Origin of the sequence: Streptomyces sp. NPDC049837 (genome assembly GCF_040674455.1) — a bacterium.
Classification (GTDB): domain Bacteria; phylum Actinomycetota; class Actinomycetes; order Streptomycetales; family Streptomycetaceae; genus Streptomyces.
This window is the reverse complement of the sequence record NZ_JBFAMP010000006.1, coordinates 64092-89827: the sequence shown is the minus strand read 5'-3', so window position 1 is coordinate 89827 and position 25736 is coordinate 64092. Positions and strand designations below refer to the sequence as shown.

Below are 25736 nucleotides of genomic sequence, written 5' to 3'. Positions count from 1 at the left end.
GCTGCGCACCCGATCAGGGGGTCAGGCGCCGGTGGAGGTCAGGAACTGGGTCGCCGCCAGCTCCCCGTACAGGGGATCGGCCGCCACCAGCTCCGCATGGGTGCCCACCGCCCGTACCCTGCCCGCCTCCATGACGACGATCCGGTCCGCGAGCGTCACCGTCGACAGCCGGTGCGCCACCACCAGGACCGTCACCTCCCGCGCGACCTCCGCCACCACGTCCCGCAGCGCCAGCTCGTTGACGGCGTCCAACTGCGAGGTCGCCTCGTCGAGCAGCAGCAGCCGGGGCTTGCGCAGCAGGGCCCGCGCGATCGCCACCCGCTGCCGCTCACCGCCCGACAGCTTGGAGCCGCGGTGCCCCACGAGCGTCTCCAGCCCCTCCGGCAGCCGGTCCACCAGCGCGTCCAGCCTGGCCCGCACCAGCACCTCCCGGATCTCCTCCTCCGTGGCGTCCGGCGCCGCGAAGACCAGGTTCTCGCGCAGCGTCCCGGCCAGTACCGGGGCGTCCTGCTCCACATAGCCGATGGCCGCGCGCAGTTCGGCCAGCGGCCAGTCCCGTACGTCCCTGCCGTCGACCAGGACCCGGCCGCCGGTCGCCTCGTAGAACCGCTCGACCAGCCCGAACACCGTCGTCTTGCCCGCGCCCGACGGCCCGACGAACGCCGTCATCCCGGCGCCCGGCACCTCGAACGAGACGCCGTGGTGGACGTACGGGAGGTCGTCTCGGTAGCGGAAGGTGACGTCCTCGAACGCGACGGACGCGGGCCGGCCGCTCCGGGACGCGGCGGCCGGGCCGGGGCTCTCCGTCGCCAGCCGCTCCGCCTCCTCGATCCGGGCCACGGCCGCCGAGCCCACCTGGTACTCGGTCGCCGCCGTCACCAGCTTGGAGATCGGCTCGGTCAGGTAGAAGAGGTAGAGCAGGAAGGCGACCAGGTCCGCCACCGAGATGGCACCCGACGCCACCCGTGCCCCGCCGATGCCCAGAACCGCCAGGAACGACACCTGGACGGCCAGCCCCACCGACGAGCCCGACACCGCCTGCCACTTCGCCGACCTCAGCCCCTGCCGCCAGGCCTCCCGCGCGGCCGTCTCCACGACCGCCGCCTCGCGCTCCTCCGCGCCCGACGCCTTCACCGTGCGGAACGCGCCGAACACCCGCTCCAGCCGCGTGGAGATCTCCGCGACCGCCTCCTGGGAGCGCTTGGTCGCCCGTGAGATCTGCGGCATCACCAGCGCCATGGCGCCGCCGATCAGCACGATCACGCCCAGCGTCACACCGAGCAGCACCACGTCCATCACGGCCATCATCACGAGGGTGGCCAGGAACGCGAGGCCGCCGGTCACGGCCGAGACGATCGAGTCGGTCGTCACCGCGCGCAGCAGGGTCGTGTCCGAGGTGATGCGGGACATCAGGTCGCCCGGCTGGGTCCGCTCCACCTCGGGCAGGCGCAGCCGCAGCAGCCTGCCGATCAGGGTGCGGCGGGCGGCGAGCACGACGGACTCGGCGGTGCGCTCCAGCACGTACGCGCCGACCGACTCGATCGCCGTACCGATCACCACCAGCGCGGTGAGCACCAGCAGGATGCGGCCGATCGGCTCGTCCTGGCCGAGGCGCTCCACCAGCGCCCTGGCCGCGAGGGGCTGGAGGATGCCGGTGCCCGCGCCGATCAGGGCCAGGAGGGTGCCGAACGCGACGGTCCAGCGGTGCGGCCGGAAATGCCGGTACAGGGCCCGCCAGGTCTCACGGGCGGGCAGTTTGGCTGTGTTGTCCGTTTCCGTAATGCTCACGTCAGTGAAAGACGCGGAAACCGCGCGCTCACCTGACCGCCGGCCGCCGCGGGTGTCAGCCCCGGACCCCGCACAGGTGCAGCAGCGCCGCCACCCTGCGGTACGGCTCGGTGCGCCCTGCCCGGTCCTCCGCCGCCAGCAGTTGCTCCAGCTCCGCGGCGGCGGGCAGCCCCTCCTCGTTCGGTACGTTGTCGGTGAAGACCCGCACCCCGTACCAGGCCTGGAGCGGCGCCGCGATGCCCGCGAGCGTCGCCGTCAGCGTCTCCAGCCGGTCCGCCCGTACCGGCAGGCCGAGTCGGGGTCCCCCCTGCTCGAGCGAAGCCGAGAGCTTGGGGGAGTAGGTGTCCGACTCGAACGCCGCCAGCGCCCCCGGCCAGTCCCCGGCCAGGCCCGGCCGCATGGCCAGCGCGTCCGCGTTCCGTACGAGCAGGGACAGCAGACCGCCCGGCGCCAGCATCCGGGCGAGCCCCGCCAGCATGGCGTCGGGCTCCTCCACGTACATCAGCACGCCGTGGCACAGCACCACGTCGAAGCTGCCTGGCAGGAAGTGCACACCGGTCTCCCGGCCGTCCCCCTCGATCAGGCGTACCCGCTCGCGGATGCCGGCGGGCTCGGAGGCCAGTGCCTCGCGGGCCACCTTCAGCATCTCGGGGTCGGATTCCAGGCCCGTGATGGTGTGCCCGGCACGGGCCAGGCGCAGCGCCTGCGTGCCCTGCCCCATGCCGACGTCGAGTATCCGCAGCCGCTGCCCCACGGGGTAGCGGGCGGCTATCTGCTCGTCGAGCTGGCGTGCGACGAGCTCCTGGCGGACCGTGCTGCGCAGTCCGCCGAGCCCGTCGAGCCAGTCACCCGATGCGCCTCCGAAACCGGAGACCAGGGTGCTCAGGGCCGCTCTCCACGCTTCACCTGCGGCTTGGGCAGCCGCAGCCGGCGGAGCTGGAGCGAGCGCATCAGGCCGTACGCCACGGCGCCACGCTTCGGCTCGTTCGGGAAGCGCGCGTTGAGCTGCTTCTTCAGCCGGAGCCAGATGCCGACCGAGTCCACGATGATCAGGGCGATCACGGCCAGCCACAGCAGCAGGGCGATGTTCTTGAGCTGCGTGTTCGGGAGGCTGGACAGGACGAGGATCACCACCGCGAGCGGCAGGAAGAACTCGGCGACGCAGAAGCGGGAGTCGATGAAGTCGCGCACGAACCGGCGGACCGGACCCTTGTCACGGGCCGGCAGATAACGCTCGTCACCGCTGGCGAGCGCCTGGCGCTGCCTGGCCAGGTCCGCGCGGCGGGCCTCGCGCTGGCGGCGCATGGCCTCCTTGCGGTCGGTCGGCACGGTCTGCGCACGGCGGCGCTGGGTCTGGGCCTCACTCCGCTTCGGGGTCGGGCGGCCCTTGGGGGCCTCGGGGTCGCGGGGCTGCTTGGAGAGGTCCGCCGTCACCTTGTCGGTGGGGGCCTTCTCATCCTTCGAACGGCTACGGAACACAAAGCCCAAGGGTACGGGGTGCGCCGCATGGACCCCACCCCCGTGGGGAACGATCCGGCAACAGCCTGCGTCAACCTCGTGGAAGGGCTCCGGGGCCCCTGAAGGGTCCCTACTCCCTGCGCCGGATCAAAGCCGCGCGCAGTCGTCCTTGGGGATGAGCGCATCCGCGCCCGAACAGTGCGGTAATGGAGGCAGGGCCCGTACTGTGGGTTCTGTTGGAGTGCTGGAGCCGAAGTCCGTCAGAAGGGGGCGCGCGAAGCCCATGAGCGGTGTCATGAAGCGTATGGGGATGATCTTCCGCGCGAAGGCAAACAAGGCCCTTGACCGGGCCGAGGATCCGCGCGAGACCCTCGATTACTCGTACCAGAAGCAGCTCGAACTGCTCCAGAAGGTGCGCCGCGGCGTCGCCGACGTGGCGACCTCCCGCAAGCGCCTGGAGTTGCAGCTCAACCAGCTCCAGGGCCAGTCCGCCAAGCTGGAGGACCAGGGCCGCAAGGCGCTCGCGCTGGGCCGCGAGGACCTGGCGCGCGAGGCGCTGTCCCGCCGCGCCGCGCTCCAGCAGCAGGTCACCGACCTGGAGACGCAGCACCAGACCCTCCAGGGCGAGGAGGAGAAGCTCACGCTCGCCGCGCAGCGCCTCCAGGCCAAGGTCGACGCCTTCCGTACCAAGAAGGAGACGATCAAGGCCACGTACACCGCCGCCCAGGCACAGACCCGGATCGCCGAGTCGTTCTCGGGCATCTCGGAGGAGATGAGCGACGTCGGCGTCGCCATCCAGCGCGCCGAGGACAAGACCGCGCAGCTCCAGGCGCGGGCCGGCGCGATCGACGAGCTGCTCGCCTCCGGGGCGCTGGACGACCAGTCCGGCCTCCAGAAGGACGACATCCAGGCCGAGCTGGACCGCCTGTCGGGCGGTACGGACGTGGAGCTGGAGCTCCAGCGCATGAAGGCCGAGCTGGCCGGAGGGACCGGCCCGCAGCAGGCCATCGAGGGCGGTGCCCCGCAGGACCAGGCGCAGCAGCGGCAGTCCTCCCAGCCGAAGTTCGACAAGCAGTAAGGACGGCACGTCATGATCGTCAGGATCATGGGGGAGGGCCAGGTGAAGCTGGCGGACAGCCACTTCGCCGAGCTCAACAAACTGGACGACGAACTGCTCGAAGAGATGGAGGGCGGTGACGAGGAAGGCTTCCGCCGCACCCTCCACGCCCTGCTGGAGACGGTGCGCCAACTCGGCGAGCCGCTGCCGGACGACGCGCTGGAACCCTCCGAACTGATCCTGCCGGCGCCGGACGCCACGCTCGACGAGGTGCGCCAGATGCTCTCCGACGACGGCCTCATCCCGGGCTGACCGGTACCTCCAACACCGCGCCCGTGCCCCGCCCCGCAGCCCGGGGCCGGGGCACAGGTGCGTCCCGGCACCGTGCCAGGCCGTACCGTTTCCTTCCGTGACCACCCTCGGAGAACGCCTCCTGCGCGGGCGGGGCTGGCTGCGCGAGCACCCCCTCGCGTTCGACGCCGCCCTGGCCCTGGCGGTGCTGGTGTGCATGGTCGCCGGTTCGTTCGTCGACCGGCACGGCGGGCCGCACGGCGGGCCCGACTTCGGCGGCCGCACCCCCGGCGCGGGCAGCGTGCTGCTCATGCTGATCGGCGCCGCCGCCCTCGTCCTCCGGCGCCGCAACCCGCTGGGCGTCCTGCTGTTCACCGGCGCGGTCACGCTCGTGGAGCACGTCGCCGAGGACCCGCCCGCCCCCGTCGCGATGAGCGCCGTGGTGGCCCTCTACACCGTCGCCTCGCGCACCGACCGCCCCACCACCTGGCGGGTCGGACTGCTGACGATGACGGTCCTGACCGGCGCCGCGATGCTGTTCGGCTCCGCGCCCTGGTACAGCCAGGAGAACCTGGGCGTCTTCGCGTGGACCGGCATGGCCGCGGCCGCCGGCGACGCGGTCCGCAGCCGCCGCGCCTTCGTCGACGCCATCCGCGAGCGCGCCGAGCGCGCCGAACGCACCCGCGAGGAGGAGGCCCGCCGCCGGGTCGCCGAGGAGCGGCTGCGCATCGCCCGCGACCTCCACGACGTCGTGGCCCACCACATCGCGCTGGTCAACGTCCAGGCCGGGGTCGCCGCCCACGTCATGGACAAGCGCCCCGACCAGGCCAAGGAAGCCCTCGCACACGTCCGCGAGGCCAGCCGCTCCGCGCTCAACGAGCTGCGCGCCACCGTCGGCCTGCTCCGCCAGTCCGGCGACCCCGAGGCGCCCACCGAGCCGGCGCCGGGCCTCGCCGTCCTCGACGAGCTGCTCGCCACCTTCCGCAACGCCGGCCTCCCGGTCGAGCTGGCCCGCACCGACCAGGGCACCGGACTTCCCGCGGCCGTCGACCTCGCCGCGTACCGGATCATCCAGGAGGCGCTCACCAATGTGCGCAAGCACGCCGGCCCGGACGCCAGGGCCGAGGTGAGCGTGGTCCGGGTGGGCCGGACGCTGGAGGTGACGGTCCTCGACGACGGCGTACCGACGGCCGAGCAGGAGAGCGGCGGCGGCGGTCACGGCCTGATCGGGATGCGGGAACGCGTCACCGCCCTCGGCGGCGCCCTCACCGCGGGGCCCCGCTACGGAGGGGGTTTCCGCGTGCAGGCGATACTTCCCGTCACGGCACGTACAGGGGAGGCCACATGACCATCAGGGTGCTGCTCGCCGACGACCAGGCGCTGCTGCGCAGCGCGTTCAAGGTGCTCGTCGACTCCGAGCCGGACATGGAGGTCGTGGGGGAGGCGGCGGACGGCGCCGAGGCCGTCGCGCTCGCCCGCTCGCGGCGGGCCGACGTGGTGCTCATGGACATCCGCATGCCGGGTACGGACGGCCTCGCCGCCACCCGCATGATCAGCGCGGACCCCGACCTGGCCGGCGTACGGGTCGTCATGCTGACCACGTTCGAGGTGGACGAGTACGTGGTGCAGTCGCTGCGCGCCGGGGCGTCCGGCTTCCTCGGCAAGGGCGCGGAACCGGACGAGCTGCTCAACGCGATCCGTATCGCCGCGGCCGGCGAGGCGCTGCTGTCGCCCGTCGCCACCAAGGGGCTGATCGCCAAGTTCCTCGCGCAGGGCGGCGGTTCGGACGCGGCCGTGGGCGACGGGCAGGGGTATTCGGAGCGGCTCGCGGCGCTGACCGTACGCGAACGGGAGGTCCTCGTCCTGGTCGCCGGCGGCCACTCCAACGACGAGATCGCCGAGCGGCTGGAGGTCAGTCCGCTCACCATCAAGACCCACGTCAACCGGGCCATGGCCAAGCTCGGCGCCCGCGACCGGGCCCAGCTCGTCGTCACGGCCTACGAGTCGGGCCTGGTACGCCCCAGGGTGGAGTGACCGCGTACGCGGGAGTACTCCGTTCGGTGTAGGCCCCGCGTAAGCAAACGGGACCTGGGGGCGACGGAACCCCCTCCTCCGTGGCTGATCGTATGAATACCTGCCGATCCGCCACAGAAGAGAGACCCCATGTCCTGGCTGTCGAAATTCAGCCTCGCGCAACGGGCCCTGATAGGGCTGATGTCCATCGTGGCGATCGTCTTCGGGGCGATCGCCATCCCGCAGCTCAAGCAACAGTTGCTGCCTTCGATCGAACTGCCGATGGTGTCGGTCCTCGCCCCCTACCAGGGCGCCTCCCCCGACGTGGTCGAGAAGCAGGTGGTCGAACCGCTCGAAAGCAGCATCAAGGCCGTCGACGGCATCAAGGGCGTCACCTCCACGGCCAGCGAGGGCAACGCCCTGATCATGGCCACCTTCGACTACGGGGACGAGTCCACCAAGCAGCTCGTCGCCGACGTCCAGCAGGCCGTCAACCGCGCCCGCGTCCAACTGCCCGACGAGGTGGACCCGCAGGTGGTGGCCGGTTCGACCGACGACATCCCGACCGTCGTGCTCGCGGTCACCTCGGGCAGGGACCAGCAGGCCCTGGCCGACCAGTTGGAGCGGACGGTCGTCCCCGCCCTGGAGGACATCGACGGGGTCGGCCAGGTCTCCATCGACGGCGTCCAGGACCTCCAGGTCTCCGTCACGCCCGATGACAGGAAGCTCGCCGCGGCCGGGCTGAACCCCATGGCCCTGTCCGAGGCGCTGAAGGCGGGCGGCGCCACCGTCCCGGCCGGCTCCTTCTCCGAGGCCGGCAAGAGCCGCACGGTCCAGGTCGGCGGCGGCTTCACCTCGCTGAAGCAGATCGAGGACCTGACGATCAAGCCCGAGAAGGGCGACGCGGTACGCCTCGGTGACATCGCCACCGTCAAGCAGGAGGAGTCCCGCCGGGCCTCCCTCACCCGGACGAACGGCAAGCCGAGCCTCGCCGTCATGGCCACCATGGACAACGACGGCAGCGCCGTCGCCATCTCCGAGGCGGTCAAGGACAAACTGCCCGAGCTGCGGAAGGACCTGGGCGCGGGCGCCGAGCTGACGGTCGTCTCCGACCAGGGCCCGGCGGTCTCCAAGTCGATCTCCGGCCTGACCACCGAGGGCGCCCTCGGCCTCGTCTTCGCCGTCCTCGTCATCCTGGTCTTCCTGGCCTCCCTCCGCTCCACCCTGGTCACCGCGGTCTCCATCCCGCTCTCGGTCGTGCTCGCCCTGATCGTGCTGTGGACGAGGGACCTGTCCCTCAACATGCTCACGCTGGGCGCGCTGACCATCGCCATCGGCCGGGTCGTCGACGACTCGATCGTGGTCCTGGAGAACATCAAGCGGCACCTCGGCTACGGCGAGGAGCGCCAGGCCGCCATCCTCACGGCGGTACGCGAGGTGGCGGGCGCCGTCACCTCCTCCACCCTCACCACCGTCGCCGTCTTCCTCCCGATCGGCCTGGTCGGCGGCATGGTCGGCGAGCTGTTCGGCTCGTTCTCCCTCACCGTCACCGCCGCCCTCCTCGCCTCCCTCCTCGTCTCGCTGACGGTCGTCCCGGTCCTCTCGTACTGGTTCCTGCGCGCCCCCAAGGGCACGTCCACCGACCCCGACGAGGCCCGCCGCCAGGCAGAGGCCAAGGAGTCCCGCAGCCGCCTCCAGCGCCTGTACGTCCCCGTCCTCCGCTTCGCGACCCGCCGCCGCCTCACCAGCGTGGCCATCGCGATCGTCGTCCTCGTGGGCACCTTCGGCATGGCCCCGCTCCTCAAGACCAACTTCTTCGACCAGGGCGAGCAGGAAGTGCTCTCCATCAAGCAGGAGCTGCCGGCCGGCACCAGCCTGGAGGCGGCCGACGCCGCCGCGAAGAAGGTCGAGAAGGTCCTCGCCTCGGTGGACCAGGTGAAGGACTACCAGGTCACCGTCGGCTCGTCCGGCTTCATGGCGGCCTTCGGCGGCGGTACGGGCGCCAACCAGGCCTCGTACCAGGTCACCCTCGCGGACTCCGCCTCCTACGAGAAGGCCCGCGACCGCATCGACGCCGAGCTGGGCAAGCTCGACGGCATCGGCGACACGACCATCGCCGCCGGTGACGGATTCGGCAACCAGGACCTGAGCGTCGTGGTCAAGGCGGCCGACACCGCCACTCTGAAGAAGGCCTCCGAGCAGGTACGCGCCGAGGTCGCCGAGCTCAAGGACGTCACCGACGTCCAGAGCGACCTGTCCCAGTCCGTCCCGCGCATCTCGGTCAAGGCCACCGCCAAGGCGGCCGAAGCCGGCTTCAACGACGCCACGCTCGGCATGGCGGTCGCCCAGGCCGTACGCGGCACCCCGGCCGGCAAGGCGATCCTGAACGACACCGAGCGCGACGTCGTCGTCACCTCGGCCACGCCCGCCAAGACGCTGACCGACCTCAAGGCACTCCCCCTCGGACCGGTGAAGCTCGGCGACATCGCCGACGTACGACTGGTCCCCGGCCCGGTCTCGATGACCCGCATCGACGGCTCGCGCGCCGCCACCATCACGGCGAAGCCGACCGGCGACAACACCGGCGCGGTGAGCGCCGCGCTCCAGTCGAAGATCAACGCGCTGGACCTCCCCGATGGAGCGACCGCCACCATCGGCGGCGTCTCCGAGGACCAGGAGGAAGCGTTCGGCAACCTGGGCCTGGCCATGCTGGCGGCCATCGCGATCGTCTTCATGCTGCTGGTGGCGACCTTCAAGTCGCTGGTTCAGCCGCTGATCCTGCTGGTCTCCATCCCGTTCGCGGCCACCGGCGCCATCGGCCTGCTGGTCGCCACGGGCACGGCGATGGGCGTCCCGGCGATGATCGGCATGCTGATGCTGATCGGCATCGTGGTCACCAACGCGATCGTGCTGATCGACCTGATCAACCAGTACCGGGCACAGGGCCTCGGAGTCATCGAGTCGGTCATCGAGGGCGGCCGCCACCGGCTGCGCCCGATCCTCATGACCGCCCTGGCGACGATCTTCGCCCTGCTCCCGATGGCGCTCGGCATCACGGGCGAGGGCGGCTTCATCGCCCAGCCGCTCGCGGTGGTCGTCATCGGCGGCCTGGTGACCTCCACCCTGCTCACCCTGCTGCTGGTCCCGACGCTGTACGCGATGGTGGAGCTGCGCAAGGAGCGCCGCCGTAAGAAGCGCGCGGCCAAGCGCGCGGCGAAGCCGGCGCCGGCGGAGGAGAGGACTCCGGCCCCCGCCAACGCCTAGCCGCTGGCCGCCCACGGCGAGGTGAGCCCGGAGGGGCCCCGCCCCCACCCACGGGCCGGACCCGCACGCAACGCCCGAGGGGCGCCCCGCAACACGCGGGGCGCCCCTCGTCGACGTACCGGAAGCGCTACGGCAGCGCGAGCATGCGCTCCAGGGCCAGCTTGGCGAAGCTCTCCGTCTCGCGGTCGACCTGGATCTGGTTGACCAGGTTGCCCTCGGCCAGCGACTCCAGCGCCCACACCAGGTGCGGCAGGTCGATGCGGTTCATGGTCGAGCAGAAGCAGACCGTCTTGTCGAGGAAGACGATTTCCTTGCCCTCGCCGGCGAATCGGTTCGCCAGGCGACGGACCAGGTTCAGCTCCGTGCCGATCGCCCACTTCGAGCCGGCCGGTGCCGCCTCCAGGGTCTTGATGATGTACTCCGTCGAGCCGACGTAGTCCGCCGCCGCCACGACCTCGTGCTTGCACTCGGGGTGCACGAGCACGTTCACGCCCGGGATGAGCTCGCGCACGTCGTTGACCGAGTCCAGCGAGAAGCGCCCGTGCACGGAGCAGTGGCCCCGCCACAGGATCATCTTGGCGCCGCGCAGCTCCTCCGCCGTCAGGCCGCCGTTCGGCTTGTGCGGGTTGTAGACGACGCAGTCGTCCAGGGACATGCCCATGTCGCGGACGGCGGTGTTGCGGCCCAGGTGCTGGTCCGGCAGGAAGAGGACCTTCTCGCCCTGCTCGAAGGCCCAGTCGAGGGCGCGCTTGGCATTGGAGGACGTACAGATCGTCCCCCCGTGCTTCCCGGTGAAGGCCTTGATGTCGGCGGAGGAGTTCATGTACGAGACCGGGACGGTCACGTCCGCGACGCCCGCCTCCGTCAGCACGTCCCAGCACTCCGCGACCTGCTCGGCCGTCGCCATGTCGGCCATCGAGCAGCCGGCCGCGAGGTCGGGCAGCACGACCTTCTGGTCGTCCGTGGTCAGGATGTCGGCCGACTCGGCCATGAAGTGCACGCCGCAGAAGACGATGTACTCGGCCTCCGGCCGCGCCGCCGCGTCCCGGGCGAGCTTGAAGGAGTCGCCGGTGACGTCCGCGAACTGGATGACCTCGTCGCGCTGGTAGTGGTGCCCGAGGACGAAGACCTTGCTCCCGAGCTTCTCCTTGGCCGCGCGGGCGCGCTCGACCAGGTCAGGGTCGGAGGGCGAGGGGAGGTCGCCGGGGCACTCCACTCCCCGCTCGCTCTTGGGGTCGGCCTCGCGGCCGAGGAGCAGCAGGGCCAGGGGCGACGGCTGGACGTCCAGGGGCTGGGCGGTGGTCACGTCACGCACCCTTTCTGTTCTGCGGAGAACTTCTGCGGAGAGCCTTTTCGTCTAAATGACGCTATCTATCATAACCGCTTCACGTCACTTTGACGATGGCCATAGTGTCGATGTGACACATCCCCTCTCCACGGGCCGGTGCTTGTCCGGAGCCCGGTGTGCGAGCATGAAAGGGAAAGACAAGCGCTGTGCCCGGAATGAATCCGCGGCCCCGCCGGTTGCAACCGGTCGGCAAGCAGTCTCCGTACAACCCGGGAGAGAAGCAGATGTCCGTATCGGACGAGAAGACCACTGTCAGCGACGGCATCCTCCTGTCGGACGCCGCCGCGGCCAAGGTCAAGGCCCTGCTCGACCAGGAAGGCCGCGACGACCTGGCACTGCGCGTCGCCGTTCAGCCCGGTGGCTGCTCCGGCCTGCGTTACCAGCTCTTCTTCGACGAGCGCTCCCTCGACGGGGACGTCGTCAAGGACTTCAACGGCGTCAAGGTCGTCACCGACCGCATGAGCGCCCCCTACCTGGGCGGCGCCTCCATCGACTTCGTCGACACCATCGAGAAGCAGGGCTTCACGATCGACAACCCCAACGCCACCGGCTCCTGCGCCTGCGGCGACTCCTTCAGCTAAGCCTGTCGAGCAGCCAAGCCTGCTGAGCCTGCTGGAAACGCGAGGCGGCGGCCCCGGACCATCCCCGGGGCCGCCGCCTTTTCCGCGTCTGCGTCCGCGTCCGCTCGCGGCCTACCGCCGCGGCACCCGCTCACCGCTCGCCGCGTCCACGACGTGCCGGTCGCCCAGCGGCTGGTCCAGCGTCGCCGTCGCGGTCAGCTCCTTGGCGATCAGGATGCAGACCCGCCCGGGCTCGATCGGCGTCTCGATCACACTCAGCTTCACCTGCGTACCGCTCTCCTCGGCCTTCACGGTGTACTTGCTGCACACCCCGCCCCAGAAGCGCGCCGTCAGGATCTTGCCGTCCAGGCTGTACGACTCGACCTGCCGCGGCGCCTTCCCGGTCCCGGGCGTCGGCTCGGGCAGCGGGGTCGACGGCGGCTGGGTCGCAGGCGGCGGCGCGGGCGCCAGGTGCTTCGGGTCCACCGCCGGGTACGTGACCGTGAACGGCCGCGCGTCGCCCTTCGGCGCCACCTCGAACAGCCACGACGGTACGAGCGCCGGGCGCCCGGCCGTGTAGTGCGCCGCCAGCCCGAAGGCCGCCTTGGAGACGGTCACCGTCTCCTTGGCCGGCTTCGCGGCCGGCTTGCACGGGGCGACGGGCTTCGTCCCGGAGTCCTCCAGCGGCGCGGGCGTGGCGCACCCGCCGATGCCGACCCGGCCGTCGCCGGACCCCGCGTTCAGCAGCTTCAGCGCCTCCGCCGCGCCGATCACCGGATACTCGTGGCTCTTCGCCGGCGCCTTCAGCCGCCCGCTGCCACCGCTGAGCGAGCCGTCCGCGCCCACCTGAATGCCGGTCGACCAGCCGTACGTCGGCAGCCCGCCCACCACCGGGTCCGCGTTCACCACCCGCACCGCGCCCATCACCTGCGTGGCGTCCAGCCCGGCGTCCTCCTGGCCCAGCGCCTCCAGGACCGGGGCCGCCGCCTTCTTCGCGGCCGCCTCGCTCACGGGCCGCCCCCCGCCCTGCGGCTGACCGCCCGTGGGGCAGTCCTTGCCCTTCAGGCAGTTGTCGCCGACCGGTGCCGTCCCGAACGTCCACACGCCCGGGGCCTGCCGCTCCACGTGCAGCGTGGCGCCCGAGCCGTCCTTGTCGGGCCCCACCTTCCACGCCGAACCGGCCGCCTTGGGCGTACCGGCCACGCCCAGCGCCCTGGCCAGCCGCGCCACCTCGTCCGCGCCCACGGTGCCCTCCGGCCGGTACACGTGCGCCGATCCGGGGCCCTTGGGCAGCGTGCCGGCCGCCCGGTAGACCACCCCGCCCGGGTCCGGCTCACCGGGTGCGATGCCCGGCCCGGTGCCCGGCCCGCGCTCGGTGTGGCCGTCCAGGGCGAGCGGCGGCGGCTGCTTGCCGTCCGCCGCCGGAACACCGCCGCGGTCGTCACCGTCCGACGCCACCGTGGCGAAGTACGCGCCACCGCCCCCGGCGAGCAGCACCGCTGCCGCCACCGAGGCGACGGCGAGCGGCGAACGCCTCCGGCGGGGGCTGTCCTGTGTCGGCTCCGTGGCCGGCTCCGGCTCCGTACTGCTCACCGCAATGCTCCTTCGTACGCCGTGGTCCCTTTACGGGAGACACCCGTGGGACGGAGCGGGGGAGCCGGCGGTTCCCTCAGACGCCGTACTCCGGCGTGGCGTCGATCAGCCTGGCGGACGCGGGCGGGACGACCACGCCGTGGATCAGGGACGGCGACACGGGAGCGGGTGCGGCCTCCGCCGGTACCACCCAGTGCGGAACCATGCGCGCGCTGTCCCCCCGCAGCTCGGCCAGGCTCAACTCGGACTCGTGCTGCTGCTCACGCGGAACGCTGTACTTGGTCATAAGCGCACCGTACGCACGGGTGAGCCGACCGAAAAAGACCTACTATCGGGTAGTTTCCGCATGTGGGGACGCCGCCGACCCGGTAGCGTGAACTGTCAACTCCACCTTCCCGCAGGAGCGCCCAGCCGTGCGTATCGCAGTCACCGGCTCCATCGCCACCGACCACCTCATGACCTTCCCCGGCCGATTCTCCGATCAGTTGGTCGCGGATCAGTTGCACACGGTCTCCCTCTCCTTCCTGGTCGACAACCTCGACGTCCGCAGGGGAGGGGTGGCGGCCAACATCTGCTTCGGCATGGGCCAGCTCGGCACCCGTCCGATCCTGGTCGGCGCGGCGGGCTCCGACTTCGACGAGTACCGGGCCTGGCTCGACCGCCACGGCGTGGACACTGCCTCCGTACGGATCTCCGAGGTCCTGCACACCGCGCGCTTCGTGTGCACCACGGACGCCGACCACAACCAGATCGGCTCCTTCTACACCGGCGCGATGAGCGAGGCCCGGCTGATCGAGCTGAAGGCCGTCGCCGACCGGGTCGGCGGCCTGGACCTGGTGTCGATCGGCGCGGACGACCCCGAGGCGATGCTCCGCCACACGGAGGAGTGCCGCGCCCGGAACATCCCGTTCGCCGCCGACTTCTCGCAGCAGATCGCCCGCATGGACGGCGACGAGATCCGCACGCTCCTCGAAGGCGCGACGTACCTCTTCTCCAACGAGTACGAGAAGGGGCTCATCGAGTCCAAGACCGGCTGGACCGACGCGGAGATCCTCGCCAGGGTCGGCCACCGGGTGACCACCCTCGGCTCGCGCGGCGTGCGCATCGAGAGCGTCGGCGGACCGGTCATCGAGGTCGGCTGCCCGGAGGAGGAGGCCAAGGTCGACCCGACCGGTGTCGGCGACGCCTTCCGGGCCGGCTTCCTGTCCGGCCTGTCCTGGGGCGTCGGCCTGGAGCGCGCGGCCCAGGTCGGCTGCATGCTGGCCACGCTGGTCATCGAGACGCTCGGCACCCAGGAGTACACCCTCAGCCGCGCCCACTTCATGGACCGCTTCACCAAGGCCTACGGCCACGAAGCCGCCACCGAAGTCCAGTCCCACCTCCCGTAACGCCCACCTGGAGGGGTGCTTCGCACCCCTCCACACCCCGCCCCGGCCGGATGCCGGGTGCGGGTCGTGTCAGGACACGCGACGCACCACGTACGCCGTGCCCCGTTCCGCCGGGCGCTCGCCCACGTATTCCTGGCCGCGCATGTCGCACCACGCCGGGATGTCCAGGCGGGCCGCCTCGTCGTCGGCCAGGACCGTCACGGTGCCGCCGACGGGGACGTCGCCGAACACCTTCGCGAGCTCGACCACCGGGATCGGGCACCGCCGGCCCAGGGCGTCCACCACCAGGGATTCCTCGCCCCCGGTGGCCGGCGTGGCGGCCGGCGCGCCGAACCGCTCGCGGATGCCCGCCACCGTGCCCGGCAGCACCTCCAGGAACCGCTCCACGTCCTCCTCCGCCGTACCGAACGGCAGCGACACGCGGACGTTGCCCTCCGACAGCACGCCCATGGCGCGCAGGACATGGCTGGGCGTCAGCGTCGAACTCGTACACGACGAACCGGAGGAAACGGAGAAACCGGCCCGGTCCAGCTCGTGCAGCAGCGCCTCCCCGTCGACATAGAGACACGAGAAGGTGACCACGTGGGGCAGGCGCCGCACCGGGTCGCCGACGACCTCCACGTCCGGCACCGTCCCCGGCACCCGGGCCCGGATCCGGTCCACCAGCCCGCGCAGCCGCGCCCCCTCCGCCGCCGCCTCGGCCCGTACGGCGCGCAGCGAGGCCGCCGCCGCCACGATGCCCGGGATGTTCTCGAACCCGGCCGCCCGCCCCGACTCGCGCTCGTCCGCCGGGCCTTGGGGCGCGAACCGCACACCCTTGCGAACCGCGAGCAGCCCGACCCCCGCAGGGCCGCCCCATTTATGGGCACTTGCCGTGAGCAGTGACCAATCGCCCGCCACCGGGCCCCACGCCAGCGACTGGGCGGCGTCCACCAGCAGTGGCACCCCCGCCTCCCGGCACGCCCCGGCCACCTCGGCCACCGGCTGCTCGGTGCCCACCTCGTGGTTGGCCGACTGGAGGCAGGCGAGGGCGGTGTCGTCCCGCACGGCGGCGGCGTACCCGGCCGGGTCGACGCGTCCCGCCCGGTCCACCGGCACCTCGGTCACCGTCCCGCCGTCCGCCTCGTGAGCGGCGGCCGAATGGAGCACCGAGGAGTGCTCCACGGCCGAGACGACCAGGTGCCGCCCGACCCGCCGGCGCCCGGCGAGGGCCCCGGCAATTCCGGAGTGCACCGCCTGTGTCCCCGAAGGAGTGAAGACCAGTTCGTCGGGGCGGCACCCCACCGCCTCCGCGGCCGCCTCCCGCGCCGCGTCCAGCAGCATCCGGGCGCGCCGCCCCTCCCGGTACAGCCGGGCGGGATCGGCCCACCCCTCGTCCAGTGCCGCCTGGAGGGCCTGCCGGGCCACGGGGTGGAGGGGAGCGGAGGAAGCGGAATCGAAGTAGGGCACACAGCCACGCTAACTCCGGTGGCCCCGCCCCCGGAAAATCGGCCCTCAACACCCCTTCGGGGTGCCCTGCGGCGCGTTGGGCACCCTCCCCGCGCGACCCCAAATAGCGTCCAGTAGGGTTTGGTCCGCATAAACATCCAAACCCCTGCCCGCGTCAGGGCCGGCGACCGACCAGCGTGACGGCCGCAGCCGACCGCGCGGGCGAGACTCTCGGGAAGGCGCTACGTGAGTCCCAACGGCTCCGACCGCTCGTCGCGGCGCCCGATGCGGCGGAAGCTGCCGCAGGTGCTGACTGCGGGCCTGATCCTCGCGACCGCCACCGGTTGCACATACAAGGACTTCCCCCGCCTTGGAATGCCCACCCCGGTGACGGAGGAGGCTCCGCGGATCCTCTCCCTGTGGCAGGGCTCGTGGGCGGCTGCGCTCGCCACGGGCGTCCTCGTCTGGGGCCTGATCCTGTGGAGCGTCATCTTCCACCGGCGCAGCCGCACCAAGGTCGAGGTTCCTCCGCAGACCCGGTACAACATGCCCATCGAGGCGCTGTACACGGTGACCCCGCTCATCATCGTCTCGGTGCTCTTCTACTTCACCGCGCGTGATGAGTCGAAGCTCCTCGCTCTCTCCGAAAAGCCGGCCCACACCATCAACGTGGTCGGCTACCAGTGGAGCTGGGGCTTCAACTACATCGAGAACGTCGACGGCAAGCCGGAGACGGCCGCCGAGACCGACAAGTCCCTCGCCGCCATTCCGGACAAGTACCAGAAGGAATTCCCCCAGGGGGCCGACGGCGTCTACGACTACGGCATCCCCGGCACGCGGAACCCGCAGAACGGCAACCCGGGTCCGACCCTGTGGCTGCCGAAGGGCGAGAAGGTCCGGTTCATCCTGACCTCGCGTGACGTCATCCACTCCTTCTGGGTGCTGCCCTTCCTCTTCAAGCAGGACGTCATCCCGGGCCACACCAACGTGTTCGAGGTGACGGCCACCGAGGAGGGCACCTTCAGGGGCAAGTGCGCCGAGCTCTGCGGCGTCGACCACTCCCGCATGCTGTTCAACGTCAAGGTGGTCTCACCCGAGCGTTACCAGCAGCACCTGAAGGAGCTGGCCGAGAAGGGGCAGACCGGCTTCATCCCGTCGGGCATTCAGCAGACGGACCCGGCCAGGAATGCGGAGAAGAACCAACTGTGAGCATCCTCAACGAACCTCAGGGTGCCGCCGAGGCAGCCGACGGCTCGCGTGAGCCGTACGCCAACGAGCAGCCCGTCCGGCGCAGGCACCCCGGCGGTGTGGTCGTGAAGTGGCTGACCACCACCGACCACAAGACCATCGGCACGCTCTACCTGGTCACGTCGTTCGCCTTCTTCTGCATCGGCGGTCTGCTGGCGCTCTTCATGCGCGCCGAGCTCGCCCGCCCGGGTACGCAGATCATGTCGAACGAGCAGTTCAACCAGGCGTTCACGATGCACGGCACGATCATGCTGCTGATGTTCGCGACGCCGCTGTTCGCCGGGTTCGCCAACTGGATCATGCCGCTGCAGATCGGCGCGCCCGACGTGGCGTTCCCGCGGCTGAACATGTTCGCGTACTGGCTGTACCTCTTCGGCTCGGTCATCGCGGTGGCCGGCTTCCTCACCCCGCAGGGTGCGGCCGACTTCGGCTGGTTCGCCTACACGCCGCTGTCGGACGCGGTCCGTTCGCCGGGTGTCGGCGCCGACATGTGGATCATGGGTCTGGCCTTCTCCGGCTTCGGCACGATCCTCGGCTCGGTCAACTTCATCACCACGATCATCTGCATGCGCGCTCCGGGCATGACGATGTTCCGCATGCCGATCTTCACCTGGAACGTGCTGCTGACCGGTGTGCTGGTCCTGCTCGCCTTCCCGGTGCTCGCGGCCGCGCTCTTCGCGCTGGAGGCCGACCGGAAGTTCGGCGCCCACATCTTCGACCCCGCCAACGGCGGTGCGTTGCTGTGGCAGCACCTCTTCTGGTTCTTCGGTCACCCAGAGGTGTACATCATCGCCCTGCCGTTCTTCGGCATCGTCTCGGAGATCATCCCGGTCTTCAGCCGCAAGCCGATGTTCGGTTACATCGGTCTGATCGCCGCGACCATCGCGATCGCCGGTCTGTCCGTGACGGTGTGGGCGCACCACATGTACGTCACCGGCGGTGTGCTGCTGCCGTTCTTCTCCTTCATGACCTTCCTGATCGCGGTACCGACCGGTGTGAAGTTCTTCAACTGGATCGGCACCATGTGGAAGGGCTCGTTGTCCTTCGAGACCCCGATGCTCTGGACGATCGGCTTCCTGATCACCTTCACCTTCGGTGGTCTGACCGGTGTGATCCTGGCCTCGCCCCCGATGGACTTCCACGTCTCCGACTCGTACTTCGTCGTCGCGCACTTCCACTACGTCGTCTTCGGCACCGTGGTCTTCGCGATGTTCGCCGGATTCCACTTCTGGTGGCCGAAGTTCACCGGCAAGATGCTGGACGAGCGCCTCGGCAAGATCACGTTCTGGACGCTGTTCATCGGCTTCCACGGCACGTTCCTGGTGCAGCACTGGCTCGGTGCCGAGGGCATGCCGCGCCGTTACGCGGACTACCTCGCCGCCGACGGCTTCACCCTGCTGAACACGATCTCCACGATCGCCTCGTTCCTGCTGGGCCTGTCGATCCTGCCGTTCTTCTACAACGTCTGGAAGACCGCCAAGTACGGCAAGAAGATCGAGGTCGACGACCCGTGGGGCTACGGCCGCTCGCTGGAGTGGGCGACCTCCTGCCCGCCGCCGCGGCACAACTTCATCACGCTGCCGCGCATCCGCTCGGAATCCCCGGCGTTCGACCTGCACCACCCTGAGATCGCCGCCGTCGGGCAGCTCGAGAACCACGGGCAGAAGGACACCGCGCTGCTCGGTGGCAAGGAGGTCGGCAAGTGAAAATCCAGGGCAAGATTTTCATCTGGCTGAGCATCTTCATCCTCGCCATGGCCATCCTCTATGGCGTGTGGTCGAAGGAGCCGGCCGGTACGACGGCGCTCTTCCTGGCCTTCGGCCTGGCGATCATGATCGGCTACTACCTGGCCTTCACGGCCCGGCGAGTGGACGCCATGGCCCAGGACGACAAGGAGGCCGACGTCGCGGACGAGGCCGGTGAGGTCGGCTTCTTCTCGCCGCACAGTTGGCAGCCGCTCTCCCTGGCCATCGGTGGCGCGTTCGCCTTCCTGGGCATCGCGCTCGGCTGGTGGCTGCTGTACTTCTCCGCCCCGCTGATCCTGATCGGCCTCTGGGGCTGGGTCTTCGAGTACTACCGGGGCGAGAACCAGAACCAGTAGGCGGTCGCGCTTCGGCAAGGGGCCCGGCAACCTCCGTACGGAGGTTGCCGGGCCCCTCGTTTGGAGTCATCCCGCGTGCCGCTGTGGCCATACCTTCCTACGGTGTGCTTATGAGCAACACGCCCCGCATGCGCACCGCCATAAGCTGCACCCTGCTGGTCGCCGTCACCGGTGCGAGCGCGACCGCGTGCGGTGGCCCGGACGGCCACCCCCTCTCCGCGAAGCCGTACGACGCGGCCCGCCAGGTCGCGTTCAACGCCCCGTCCGGCACCGCCAAGGCGGCCCTCGACAAGCCCCTGGAAGTCACCGCCACGGGCAAGGACGGCCGCATCACGGACGTCACGGCCGTCGACACGGCCGGGCACTACCTCGCGGGCGAGCTGTCCGCGGACGGCAGCCGCTGGCGCTCGACGGCCCCCCTGGTGGCCGGCACCCGCTACACCGTCAGGGTCGCCACGGAGGACCGCAAGGGCGCTCCTGGCGCCCGTACGCTGACCTTCGAGACCGCGCCCGCCAAAAGGCTCCTGAACGTGAAATTCGGCCCGGAGGCGGGCAAGTACGGCGTCGGGCAGCCCATCACGGCGGAGCTCAGTGCCCCGGTCACCACCAAGGAGGGCAGGGCCGCCGTCGAACGCTCCCTCAAGGTGCGTTCCAGGCCCGCTGTCACGGGCTCCTGGTACTGGGTCGACGACAAGAAGCTGCACTATCGCCCGAAGGAGTTCTGGCCCGTCGGCGCGTCCGTCACCGTGACGGGGAATCTCGCCGGGGTGAAGGTCGCGGGCCACCTCTACGGCGGTTCCGCCAAGTCCCTGAACCTCACCATCGGCGACCGCGTCGAGGCCATCACCGACGCGGCCACCCACCACATGACGGTCAAGCGCAACGGAAAGGTGATCAACACCATTCCGGTGACCACCGGAAAACCGGGCTTCTCCACCCGTAACGGCATCAAAGTGGTGCTCGGCAAGGAGTACTTCGTCCGGATGCGCTCCACCACCGTGGGCATCGCGGCCGGCAGCAGCGAGTCGTACGACCTGCCCGTCTACTACGCCACCCGGGTCACCTGGAGCGGCGAGTACGTCCACGCCGCCCCCTGGTCCGTCGGCTCACAGGGGTACGCCAACGTCAGCCACGGCTGCACCGGCATGTCCACCAGCAACGCCGCCTGGTTCTACGAGAACGTCCGCCCCGGCGACATCGTCACCGTCATCAACAGCGCGGGCAAGGAGATGGACCACTTCGGCAACGGCTTCGGCGACTGGAACCTGCCCTGGGACAAGTGGCAGACGGGCAGCGCCGCCCGCGCCGACGCGCCCCGCACCGAGCAGGTCCGTCTCCGGCCGGGACTCTAGGCCCCGGAGGGCCCCGGCCTCACGCCTCCACGGACAGGCGGTTGCGCAGCAGGGCCGCCAGGGAGTCCGCCAGCTCGACCGGGTCGACCGGGAGGGTCACCGCGGCGTCCGCGCGGCTCCAGGTGGCCAGCCAGGCGTCCTGGGGGCGGCCGATGAGCAGCAGCACGGGCGGGCAGCGGAACACCTCGTCCTTGATCTGCCGGCACACCCCCATGCCGCCCGCCGGCACCGCCTCGCCGTCCAGGACGCAGACGTCGATGCCGCCCTTGTCGAGCTGGTCCAGCACGGCCGGGAGCGTCGCGCACTCGATGTACTCGACCGGCGGAACGTCGGCCGCGGGCCTGCGCCCGGCCGCCAGCCGCACCTGCGCGCGGGTGTTGGCGTCGTCGCTGTAGACCAGGACGGTGGCGCTCGACTGCATTGTTCCTCCGAGTACGTCGGCGGCATGGGCAGGAAGGCTGGTACCGATGCGCCGGATGCTACTCCTGTCCACCGCCCCCCAACACCGGTTCGGACATCCCTTCGATCCCCGCCGTGATGGGCCGTTCGGGCTGGACAGAGCGCACCAACACACCGAACGGCACCCCCCGGAGTGAGGGCGGGATAAGCGACCGACATAATGTCGGTCGTGGCGACAGCAACGACAGTAGAAACCGGGCACGCGCACCCGTCGGTCAATCGGCCGAACCTCACCAGCGTCGGAACCATCATCTGGCTGAGTTCCGAGCTGATGTTCTTCGCGGCCCTCTTCGCGATGTACTTCACCCTGCGATCGGTGACGGGTGCCGAGTTCTGGGCAGAGAAAGCCGATGCGCTGAACTTCCCGTTCTCGGCTACCAACACCACGATCCTGGTGCTCTCCTCGCTCACCTGCCAGCTCGGCGTGTTCGCCGCCGAGCGGGGCGATGTGAAGAAGCTCCGCGCGTGGTTCATCATCACGTTCGTGATGGGTGCGATCTTCATCGGAGGCCAGGTCTTCGAGTACACCGAGCTGGTCAAGCACGAGGGCCTCTCGCTCTCGTCCGACCCGTACGGCTCCGTGTTCTACCTGACGACCGGCTTCCACGGCCTGCACGTGACGGGCGGTCTCATCGCCTTCCTGCTGGTCCTCGGCCGTACGTACGCGGCCAGGAGATTCACTCACGAGCAGGCAACCGCCGCCATCGTCGTGTCCTACTACTGGCACTTCGTCGATGTCGTCTGGATCGGCCTCTTCGCCACGATCTACATGATCAAGTAATCGGGCCGTACCGGACCAGGTACACCCGACACATCCAGCAAGCATCGACGCAGAAGATCCTGACACCGGGGTAATCCGTGAAAAAGCTCTCCGCACGACGACGCCATCCGCTGGCGGCGGTCGTCGTCCTACTCCTCGCGCTGGCGGCCACTGGGGGGCTGTACGCCGCGTTCGCGCCCGCGGGCAAGGCGCAGGCAGACGAAACCGCCCAGTCCCTCGCCATCGAGGAGGGCAAGAAGCTCTACACCGTCGGCTGCGCTAGCTGCCACGGAACCGGCGGTCAGGGAACCACTGACGGCCCGAGCCTGGTCGGCGTCGGCTCCGCAGCCGTGGACTTCCAGGTCGGCACCGGCCGCATGCCGGCGCAGCAGCCCGGCGCCCAGGTGCCGAAGAAGAGGAACATCTACTCGCAGGCCGAGATCGACCAGCTCGCCGCGTACGTCGCGTCCCTCGGCGCCGGTCCGATCACGCCGACCGAGAAGCAGTACAGCCCGGAAGGCGCGGACATCGCCCGGGGTGGCGACCTGTTCCGCACCAACTGCGCCCAGTGCCACAACTTCACCGGCGAGGGCGGTGCCCTGACGCACGGCAAGTTCGCCCCCAGCCTCGACGGCGTGAGCAACAAGCACATCTACGAGGCCATGCAGACCGGCCCGCAGAACATGCCGTCCTTCCCCGACACCACGATGCCGGAGAAGGAGAAGAAGGACATCATCGCGTACATCAACAGCGTGAACGGTGACGAGACGCCGACCCCCGGCGGCTTCGCACTGGGCGGGCTGGGCCCGGTCAGCGAGGGCCTGTTCGGATGGATCTTCGGTCTGGGTTCCCTGATCGCTGTCGCCGTCTGGGTCGCGGCCCACACCGCTAAGGCCAAGAAGTCATGAGTAGCCAAGAGATTTCAGAAGCAGAGAGCCTGCCGAACGCGCAGGACACCACGCACGGCACGGCGGTCGCGGAGAACCCGTTCGCCGACCCGGGGCTGCCGCCCCACAAGCCGCGCATCCAGGACATCGACGAGCGGGCCGCCAAGCGCTCCGAGCGCACGGTCGCCCTGCTGTTCACCCTGTCGATGCTGGCCACGATCGGCTTCATCGCCTCCTTCGTGATCTTCCCGGTCGACAAGATCGTCTATGTCTGGCCGCTGGGTCACGTCAGCGCGACCAACCTGTCGCTGGGTATGACCCTGGGCCTCGCCCTCTTCTGCATCGGCGCGGGCGCGGTCCACTGGGCCCGCACCCTGATGTCCGACGAGGAGATGGCCGACGACCGGCACGCCATCGAGGCGACGCCCGAGGTCAAGGCCAAGGTCATGGCGGACTTCGCGGACGGTGCGCGGGAGTCCGCGATCGGCCGCCGCCCGCTGATCCGCAACACCATGCTCGGCGCGCTGGCCATGGTGCCGCTCTCCGGCCTGGTGCTGCTGCGCGAGCTGGGCCCGCTGCCCGAGAAGAAGCTGTTCCACACGTCGTGGGCCAAGGGCAAGCAGCTCATCAACATGAACACCAACGAGCCGCTGCGTCCCGAGGACGTCCAGGTCGGCTCGCTGACCTTCGCCAAGCCCGAGGGCCTGGAGGAGAGCGACCACGAGTTCAACAACAAGATCGCCAAGGATGCCTTGATGATCGTCCGGATCCAGCCGGAGGACATCAAGGACCGGCGCGAGCTGGAGTGGTCGCACGAGGGCATCGTCGCCTTCTCCAAGATCTGCACCCACGTGGGCTGCCCGATCTCCCTGTACGAGCAGCAGACGCACCACGTCCTCTGCCCGTGCCACCAGTCCACCTTCGACCTCTCCGACGGCGCCCGCGTCATCTTCGGCCCGGCCGGTCACCCGCTCCCGCAGCTCCGGATCGGCGTGAACGACGAGGGCTTCCTCGAAGCGCTCGGTGACTTCTCCGAGCCCGTCGGCCCTGCATTCTGGGAGCGCGGATGAGCACCACGACCGCAAGCGACGCCAAGCGCAAGGCGCCCGCCGGCGAGCGGGTCGCCGACTGGGCCGACGGCCGGCTGGGGATCTACGGCCTCGCCAAGGCCAACATGCGCAAGATCTTCCCGGACCACTGGTCCTTCATGCTGGGTGAGATCTGCCTCTACAGCTTCCTGATCATCATCCTCACGGGTGTGTATCTGACGCTGTTCTTCCACCCGAGCATGAACGAGATCGAGTACCACGGCTCGTACGTGCCGATGCAGGGCATCCGCATGACCGAGGCGTACGCCTCGACCCTGGACATCAGCTTCGACGTCCGCGGTGGTCTGCTCATCCGGCAGATCCACCACTGGGCCGCGCTGATCTTCCTCGCGGGCATGTTCGTGCACATGATGCGCGTCTTCTTCACCGGCGCGTTCCGCAAGCCGCGTGAGATCAACTGGCTGTTCGGCTTCCTGCTGTTCGTCCTGGGCATGTTCACCGGCTTCACCGGTTACTCGCTCCCGGACGACCTGCTCTCCGGCACCGGTGTCCGCTTCACCCAGGGCGCGATCCTGTCCATGCCGATCGTCGGCACGTACATCTCGATGTTCCTGTTCGGCGGCGAGTTCCCCGGCCACGACATGGTGGCCCGGTTCTACTCGATCCACATCCTGCTGCTGCCGGGCATCATGCTCGGCCTCGTGGTGGCGCACCTGATCCTGGTCTTCTACCACAAGCACACGCAGTTCCCCGGCCCCGGCCGGACGAACAAGAACGTCGTCGGCATGCCGCTGCTGCCGGTGTACATGGCCAAGGCCGGAGGCTTCTTCTTCCTGGTCTTCGGCGTCATCGCGATGATCGCCGCACTGTTCACGATCAACCCGATCTGGGCCATGGGCCCCTACCGCCCGGACCAGGTGTCCACCGGCGCCCAGCCCGACTGGTACATGGGCTTCGCCGAGGGTCTGATCCGTGTCATGCCGGGGTGGGAGATCAACCTCTGGGGCCACACGCTGGTCCTGGGCGTGTTCATCCCGCTGATGCTCTTCGGCGTGATGCTCGTGGCGATCGCCGTCTACCCGTTCATCGAGTCGTGGATCACCGGCGACAAGCGCGAACACCACCTGCTGGACCGGCCGCGCAACGCGCCGACCCGGACCGCGCTCGGTGTCGCCTGGGTCACCGGCTACATGGTCATGCTGATCGGTGGTGGCAACGACATCTTCGCCACCCACTTCCACATGTCGATCAACTCGATCACCTGGTTCGTCCGGATCTTCTTCTTCCTGGGCCCGGTCATCGCGTTCATCGTCACCAAGCGGATCTGCCTGGGTCTCCAGCGGCGCGACCGCGACAAGGTGCTGCACGGGCGTGAGTCCGGCATCATCAAGCGCCTGCCGCACGGAGAGTTCGTCGAGATCCACGAGCCGCTCAGCCAGGCCCAGCTCCACTCGCTCACCACGCACGAGCAGTACGCGCCGGTCGAGATCGGCCCGACGGTCGACGAGAACGGTGTGGAGCGCAAGCCGTCGCGCATGCAGCGGCTGCGCGCCAAGCTCAGCAAGGGCTACTTCGCCGAGGGGAACCAGATCCCCAAGGCCACCGTCGAGGAGTACAAGGAGATCACCAGCGGCCACGGCCACCACTGATCACCTTCCCCCCTCAGGGCGAAGCCCTGAGGGGACCCCCAAA

At 69.9% G+C, this 25736-nt stretch carries 23 protein-coding genes; 15 read left to right on the top strand and 8 right to left on the bottom strand.

What is annotated here, in order from left to right; genetic code table 11:
* Positions 1-21 precede the first annotated feature (21 nt).
* The 3 genes from AB0J57_RS18115 to AB0J57_RS18105 are packed head-to-tail and all read right to left on the bottom strand — an operon-like array spanning position 22 to position 3267.
* Positions 22-1788: an ABC transporter ATP-binding protein gene (locus tag AB0J57_RS18115; protein WP_366129189.1), complete on the bottom strand. Its 1767-nt coding sequence runs from the start codon at positions 1786-1788 to the stop codon at positions 22-24.
* A 55-nt stretch (positions 1789-1843) separates the two neighbouring features.
* Positions 1844-2611, bottom strand: coding sequence for a methyltransferase domain-containing protein (locus AB0J57_RS18110; protein WP_366129583.1), 768 nt, complete (start codon positions 2609-2611; stop codon positions 1844-1846).
* Between the two features lie 59 nt (positions 2612-2670).
* Complete coding sequence (locus AB0J57_RS18105; protein ID WP_366129188.1) at positions 2671-3267, bottom strand: DUF3043 domain-containing protein; 597 nt, start codon at positions 3265-3267, stop codon at positions 2671-2673.
* 262 nt (positions 3268-3529) lie between these two features.
* On the opposite strand from AB0J57_RS18105, the gene AB0J57_RS18100 reads away from it, so the two are divergent.
* The 5 genes from AB0J57_RS18100 to AB0J57_RS18080 all read left to right on the top strand — a co-directional run bounded on the left by AB0J57_RS18100 (position 3530) and on the right by AB0J57_RS18080 (position 9871).
* On the top strand, positions 3530-4324 hold the full coding sequence (locus tag AB0J57_RS18100; RefSeq protein ID WP_366129187.1) for a PspA/IM30 family protein: 795 nt from the start codon (positions 3530-3532) through the stop codon (positions 4322-4324).
* Between the two features lie 12 nt (positions 4325-4336).
* Positions 4337-4615, top strand: a complete 279-nt coding sequence (locus AB0J57_RS18095) for a hypothetical protein (RefSeq protein WP_366129186.1) — start codon at positions 4337-4339, stop codon at positions 4613-4615.
* A 97-nt stretch (positions 4616-4712) separates the two neighbouring features.
* Positions 4713-5942: a histidine kinase gene (locus AB0J57_RS18090; RefSeq protein WP_366129185.1), complete on the top strand. Its 1230-nt coding sequence runs from the start codon at positions 4713-4715 to the stop codon at positions 5940-5942.
* Positions 5939-6628 carry a response regulator transcription factor gene (locus tag AB0J57_RS18085; protein WP_366129184.1) on the top strand — a complete coding sequence of 230 codons (690 nt, stop codon included), beginning with the start codon at positions 5939-5941 and terminating at the stop codon, positions 6626-6628. The genes AB0J57_RS18090 and AB0J57_RS18085 overlap by 4 nt, the downstream gene beginning before the upstream one ends.
* A gap of 129 nt (positions 6629-6757) precedes the next feature.
* Positions 6758-9871, top strand: a complete 3114-nt coding sequence (locus AB0J57_RS18080) for an efflux RND transporter permease subunit (RefSeq protein WP_366129183.1) — start codon at positions 6758-6760, stop codon at positions 9869-9871.
* 127 nt (positions 9872-9998) lie between these two features.
* Here AB0J57_RS18080 and nadA read toward each other — a convergent pair whose 3' ends face one another.
* Positions 9999-11186 carry a quinolinate synthase NadA gene (nadA, locus tag AB0J57_RS18075; protein WP_366129182.1) on the bottom strand — a complete coding sequence of 396 codons (1188 nt, stop codon included), beginning with the start codon at positions 11184-11186 and terminating at the stop codon, positions 9999-10001.
* A gap of 257 nt (positions 11187-11443) precedes the next feature.
* Between nadA and erpA the strand changes: the two genes are divergently transcribed.
* Entirely contained in the window at positions 11444-11800 is a 357-nt protein-coding gene (gene erpA / locus AB0J57_RS18070; protein ID WP_064071056.1) for an iron-sulfur cluster insertion protein ErpA, read from the top strand.
* Between the two features lie 111 nt (positions 11801-11911).
* On the opposite strand, the gene AB0J57_RS18065 is transcribed toward erpA, so the two are convergent.
* Together AB0J57_RS18065 and AB0J57_RS18060 are read right to left on the bottom strand one after the other, a co-directional pair.
* Entirely contained in the window at positions 11912-13372 is a 1461-nt protein-coding gene (locus AB0J57_RS18065) for a hypothetical protein (protein WP_366129181.1), read from the bottom strand.
* Positions 13373-13448: 76 nt separating this feature from the next.
* Positions 13449-13658 carry a hypothetical protein gene (locus tag AB0J57_RS18060; RefSeq protein ID WP_366129180.1) on the bottom strand — a complete coding sequence of 70 codons (210 nt, stop codon included), beginning with the start codon at positions 13656-13658 and terminating at the stop codon, positions 13449-13451.
* Positions 13659-13785: 127 nt separating this feature from the next.
* Between AB0J57_RS18060 and AB0J57_RS18055 the strand changes: the two genes are divergently transcribed.
* Positions 13786-14760: a carbohydrate kinase family protein gene (locus AB0J57_RS18055; protein WP_366129179.1), complete on the top strand. Its 975-nt coding sequence runs from the start codon at positions 13786-13788 to the stop codon at positions 14758-14760.
* A gap of 69 nt (positions 14761-14829) precedes the next feature.
* Here the strand turns inward: AB0J57_RS18055 and AB0J57_RS18050 are convergent, their stop codons facing one another.
* A complete protein-coding gene (locus tag AB0J57_RS18050; RefSeq protein WP_366129178.1) occupies positions 14830-16209 on the bottom strand; it encodes an aminotransferase class V-fold PLP-dependent enzyme in 1380 nt (459 codons plus the stop codon).
* Positions 16210-16434: 225 nt separating this feature from the next.
* Between AB0J57_RS18050 and coxB the strand changes: the two genes are divergently transcribed.
* The 4 genes from coxB (at position 16435) to AB0J57_RS18030 (ending at position 20889) form a co-directional block, all read left to right on the top strand.
* Entirely contained in the window at positions 16435-17397 is a 963-nt protein-coding gene (gene coxB / locus AB0J57_RS18045; protein WP_366129177.1) for a cytochrome c oxidase subunit II, read from the top strand.
* The gene (ctaD, locus tag AB0J57_RS18040) at positions 17394-19142 is read left to right on the top strand and encodes a cytochrome c oxidase subunit I (RefSeq protein ID WP_366129176.1); all 1749 of its coding nucleotides are present in this window, start codon (positions 17394-17396) and stop codon (positions 19140-19142) included. Before coxB ends, ctaD begins: the two co-directional genes overlap by 4 nt.
* On the top strand, positions 19139-19537 hold the full coding sequence (locus AB0J57_RS18035) for a cytochrome c oxidase subunit 4 (protein WP_366129175.1): 399 nt from the start codon (positions 19139-19141) through the stop codon (positions 19535-19537). Before ctaD ends, AB0J57_RS18035 begins: the two co-directional genes overlap by 4 nt.
* 110 nt (positions 19538-19647) lie before the next feature.
* A complete protein-coding gene (locus AB0J57_RS18030; RefSeq protein WP_366129174.1) occupies positions 19648-20889 on the top strand; it encodes an Ig-like domain-containing protein in 1242 nt (413 codons plus the stop codon).
* A 19-nt stretch (positions 20890-20908) separates the two neighbouring features.
* Here AB0J57_RS18030 and AB0J57_RS18025 read toward each other — a convergent pair whose 3' ends face one another.
* A complete protein-coding gene (locus tag AB0J57_RS18025; RefSeq protein ID WP_366129173.1) occupies positions 20909-21310 on the bottom strand; it encodes a hypothetical protein in 402 nt (133 codons plus the stop codon).
* Positions 21311-21508: 198 nt separating this feature from the next.
* Between AB0J57_RS18025 and AB0J57_RS18020 the strand changes: the two genes are divergently transcribed.
* The 4 genes from AB0J57_RS18020 (at position 21509) to AB0J57_RS18005 (ending at position 25693) form a co-directional block, all read left to right on the top strand.
* On the top strand, positions 21509-22129 hold the full coding sequence (locus AB0J57_RS18020) for a heme-copper oxidase subunit III (protein ID WP_290112606.1): 621 nt from the start codon (positions 21509-21511) through the stop codon (positions 22127-22129).
* Between the two features lie 77 nt (positions 22130-22206).
* Entirely contained in the window at positions 22207-23016 is an 810-nt protein-coding gene (locus AB0J57_RS18015; RefSeq protein ID WP_366129172.1) for a c-type cytochrome, read from the top strand.
* Positions 23013-24065, top strand: coding sequence for a Rieske 2Fe-2S domain-containing protein (locus AB0J57_RS18010; protein ID WP_366129171.1), 1053 nt, complete (start codon positions 23013-23015; stop codon positions 24063-24065). The genes AB0J57_RS18015 and AB0J57_RS18010 overlap by 4 nt, the downstream gene beginning before the upstream one ends.
* Positions 24062-25693 (top strand): cytochrome bc complex cytochrome b subunit, encoded by a 1632-nt coding sequence (locus tag AB0J57_RS18005; protein WP_366129170.1) that lies wholly within the window; start codon positions 24062-24064, stop codon positions 25691-25693. The genes AB0J57_RS18010 and AB0J57_RS18005 overlap by 4 nt, the downstream gene beginning before the upstream one ends.
* The last annotated feature ends 43 nt before the right edge of the window (positions 25694-25736 follow it).

What these genes read in the sequence shown, in the direction of transcription:
- AB0J57_RS18005 (WP_366129170.1), top strand. Translation starts at nt 24,062, where the DNA reads ATGAGCACCACGACCGCAAGCGACGCCAAGCGCAAGGCGCCCGCCGGC.
- AB0J57_RS18085 (WP_366129184.1), top strand. Translation starts at nt 5,939, where the DNA reads ATGACCATCAGGGTGCTGCTCGCCGACGACCAGGCGCTGCTGCGCAGC.
- AB0J57_RS18010 (WP_366129171.1), top strand. Translation starts at nt 23,013, where the DNA reads ATGAGTAGCCAAGAGATTTCAGAAGCAGAGAGCCTGCCGAACGCGCAG.
- AB0J57_RS18100 (WP_366129187.1), top strand. Translation starts at nt 3,530, where the DNA reads ATGAGCGGTGTCATGAAGCGTATGGGGATGATCTTCCGCGCGAAGGCA.
- AB0J57_RS18060 (WP_366129180.1), bottom strand. Translation starts at nt 13,658, where the DNA reads ATGACCAAGTACAGCGTTCCGCGTGAGCAGCAGCACGAGTCCGAGTTG.
- AB0J57_RS18080 (WP_366129183.1), top strand. Translation starts at nt 6,758, where the DNA reads ATGTCCTGGCTGTCGAAATTCAGCCTCGCGCAACGGGCCCTGATAGGG.
- erpA (WP_064071056.1), top strand. Translation starts at nt 11,444, where the DNA reads ATGTCCGTATCGGACGAGAAGACCACTGTCAGCGACGGCATCCTCCTG.
- AB0J57_RS18020 (WP_290112606.1), top strand. Translation starts at nt 21,509, where the DNA reads ATGTCGGTCGTGGCGACAGCAACGACAGTAGAAACCGGGCACGCGCAC.
- AB0J57_RS18025 (WP_366129173.1), bottom strand. Translation starts at nt 21,310, where the DNA reads ATGCAGTCGAGCGCCACCGTCCTGGTCTACAGCGACGACGCCAACACC.
- AB0J57_RS18095 (WP_366129186.1), top strand. Translation starts at nt 4,337, where the DNA reads ATGATCGTCAGGATCATGGGGGAGGGCCAGGTGAAGCTGGCGGACAGC.
- AB0J57_RS18030 (WP_366129174.1), top strand. Translation starts at nt 19,648, where the DNA reads ATGAGCAACACGCCCCGCATGCGCACCGCCATAAGCTGCACCCTGCTG.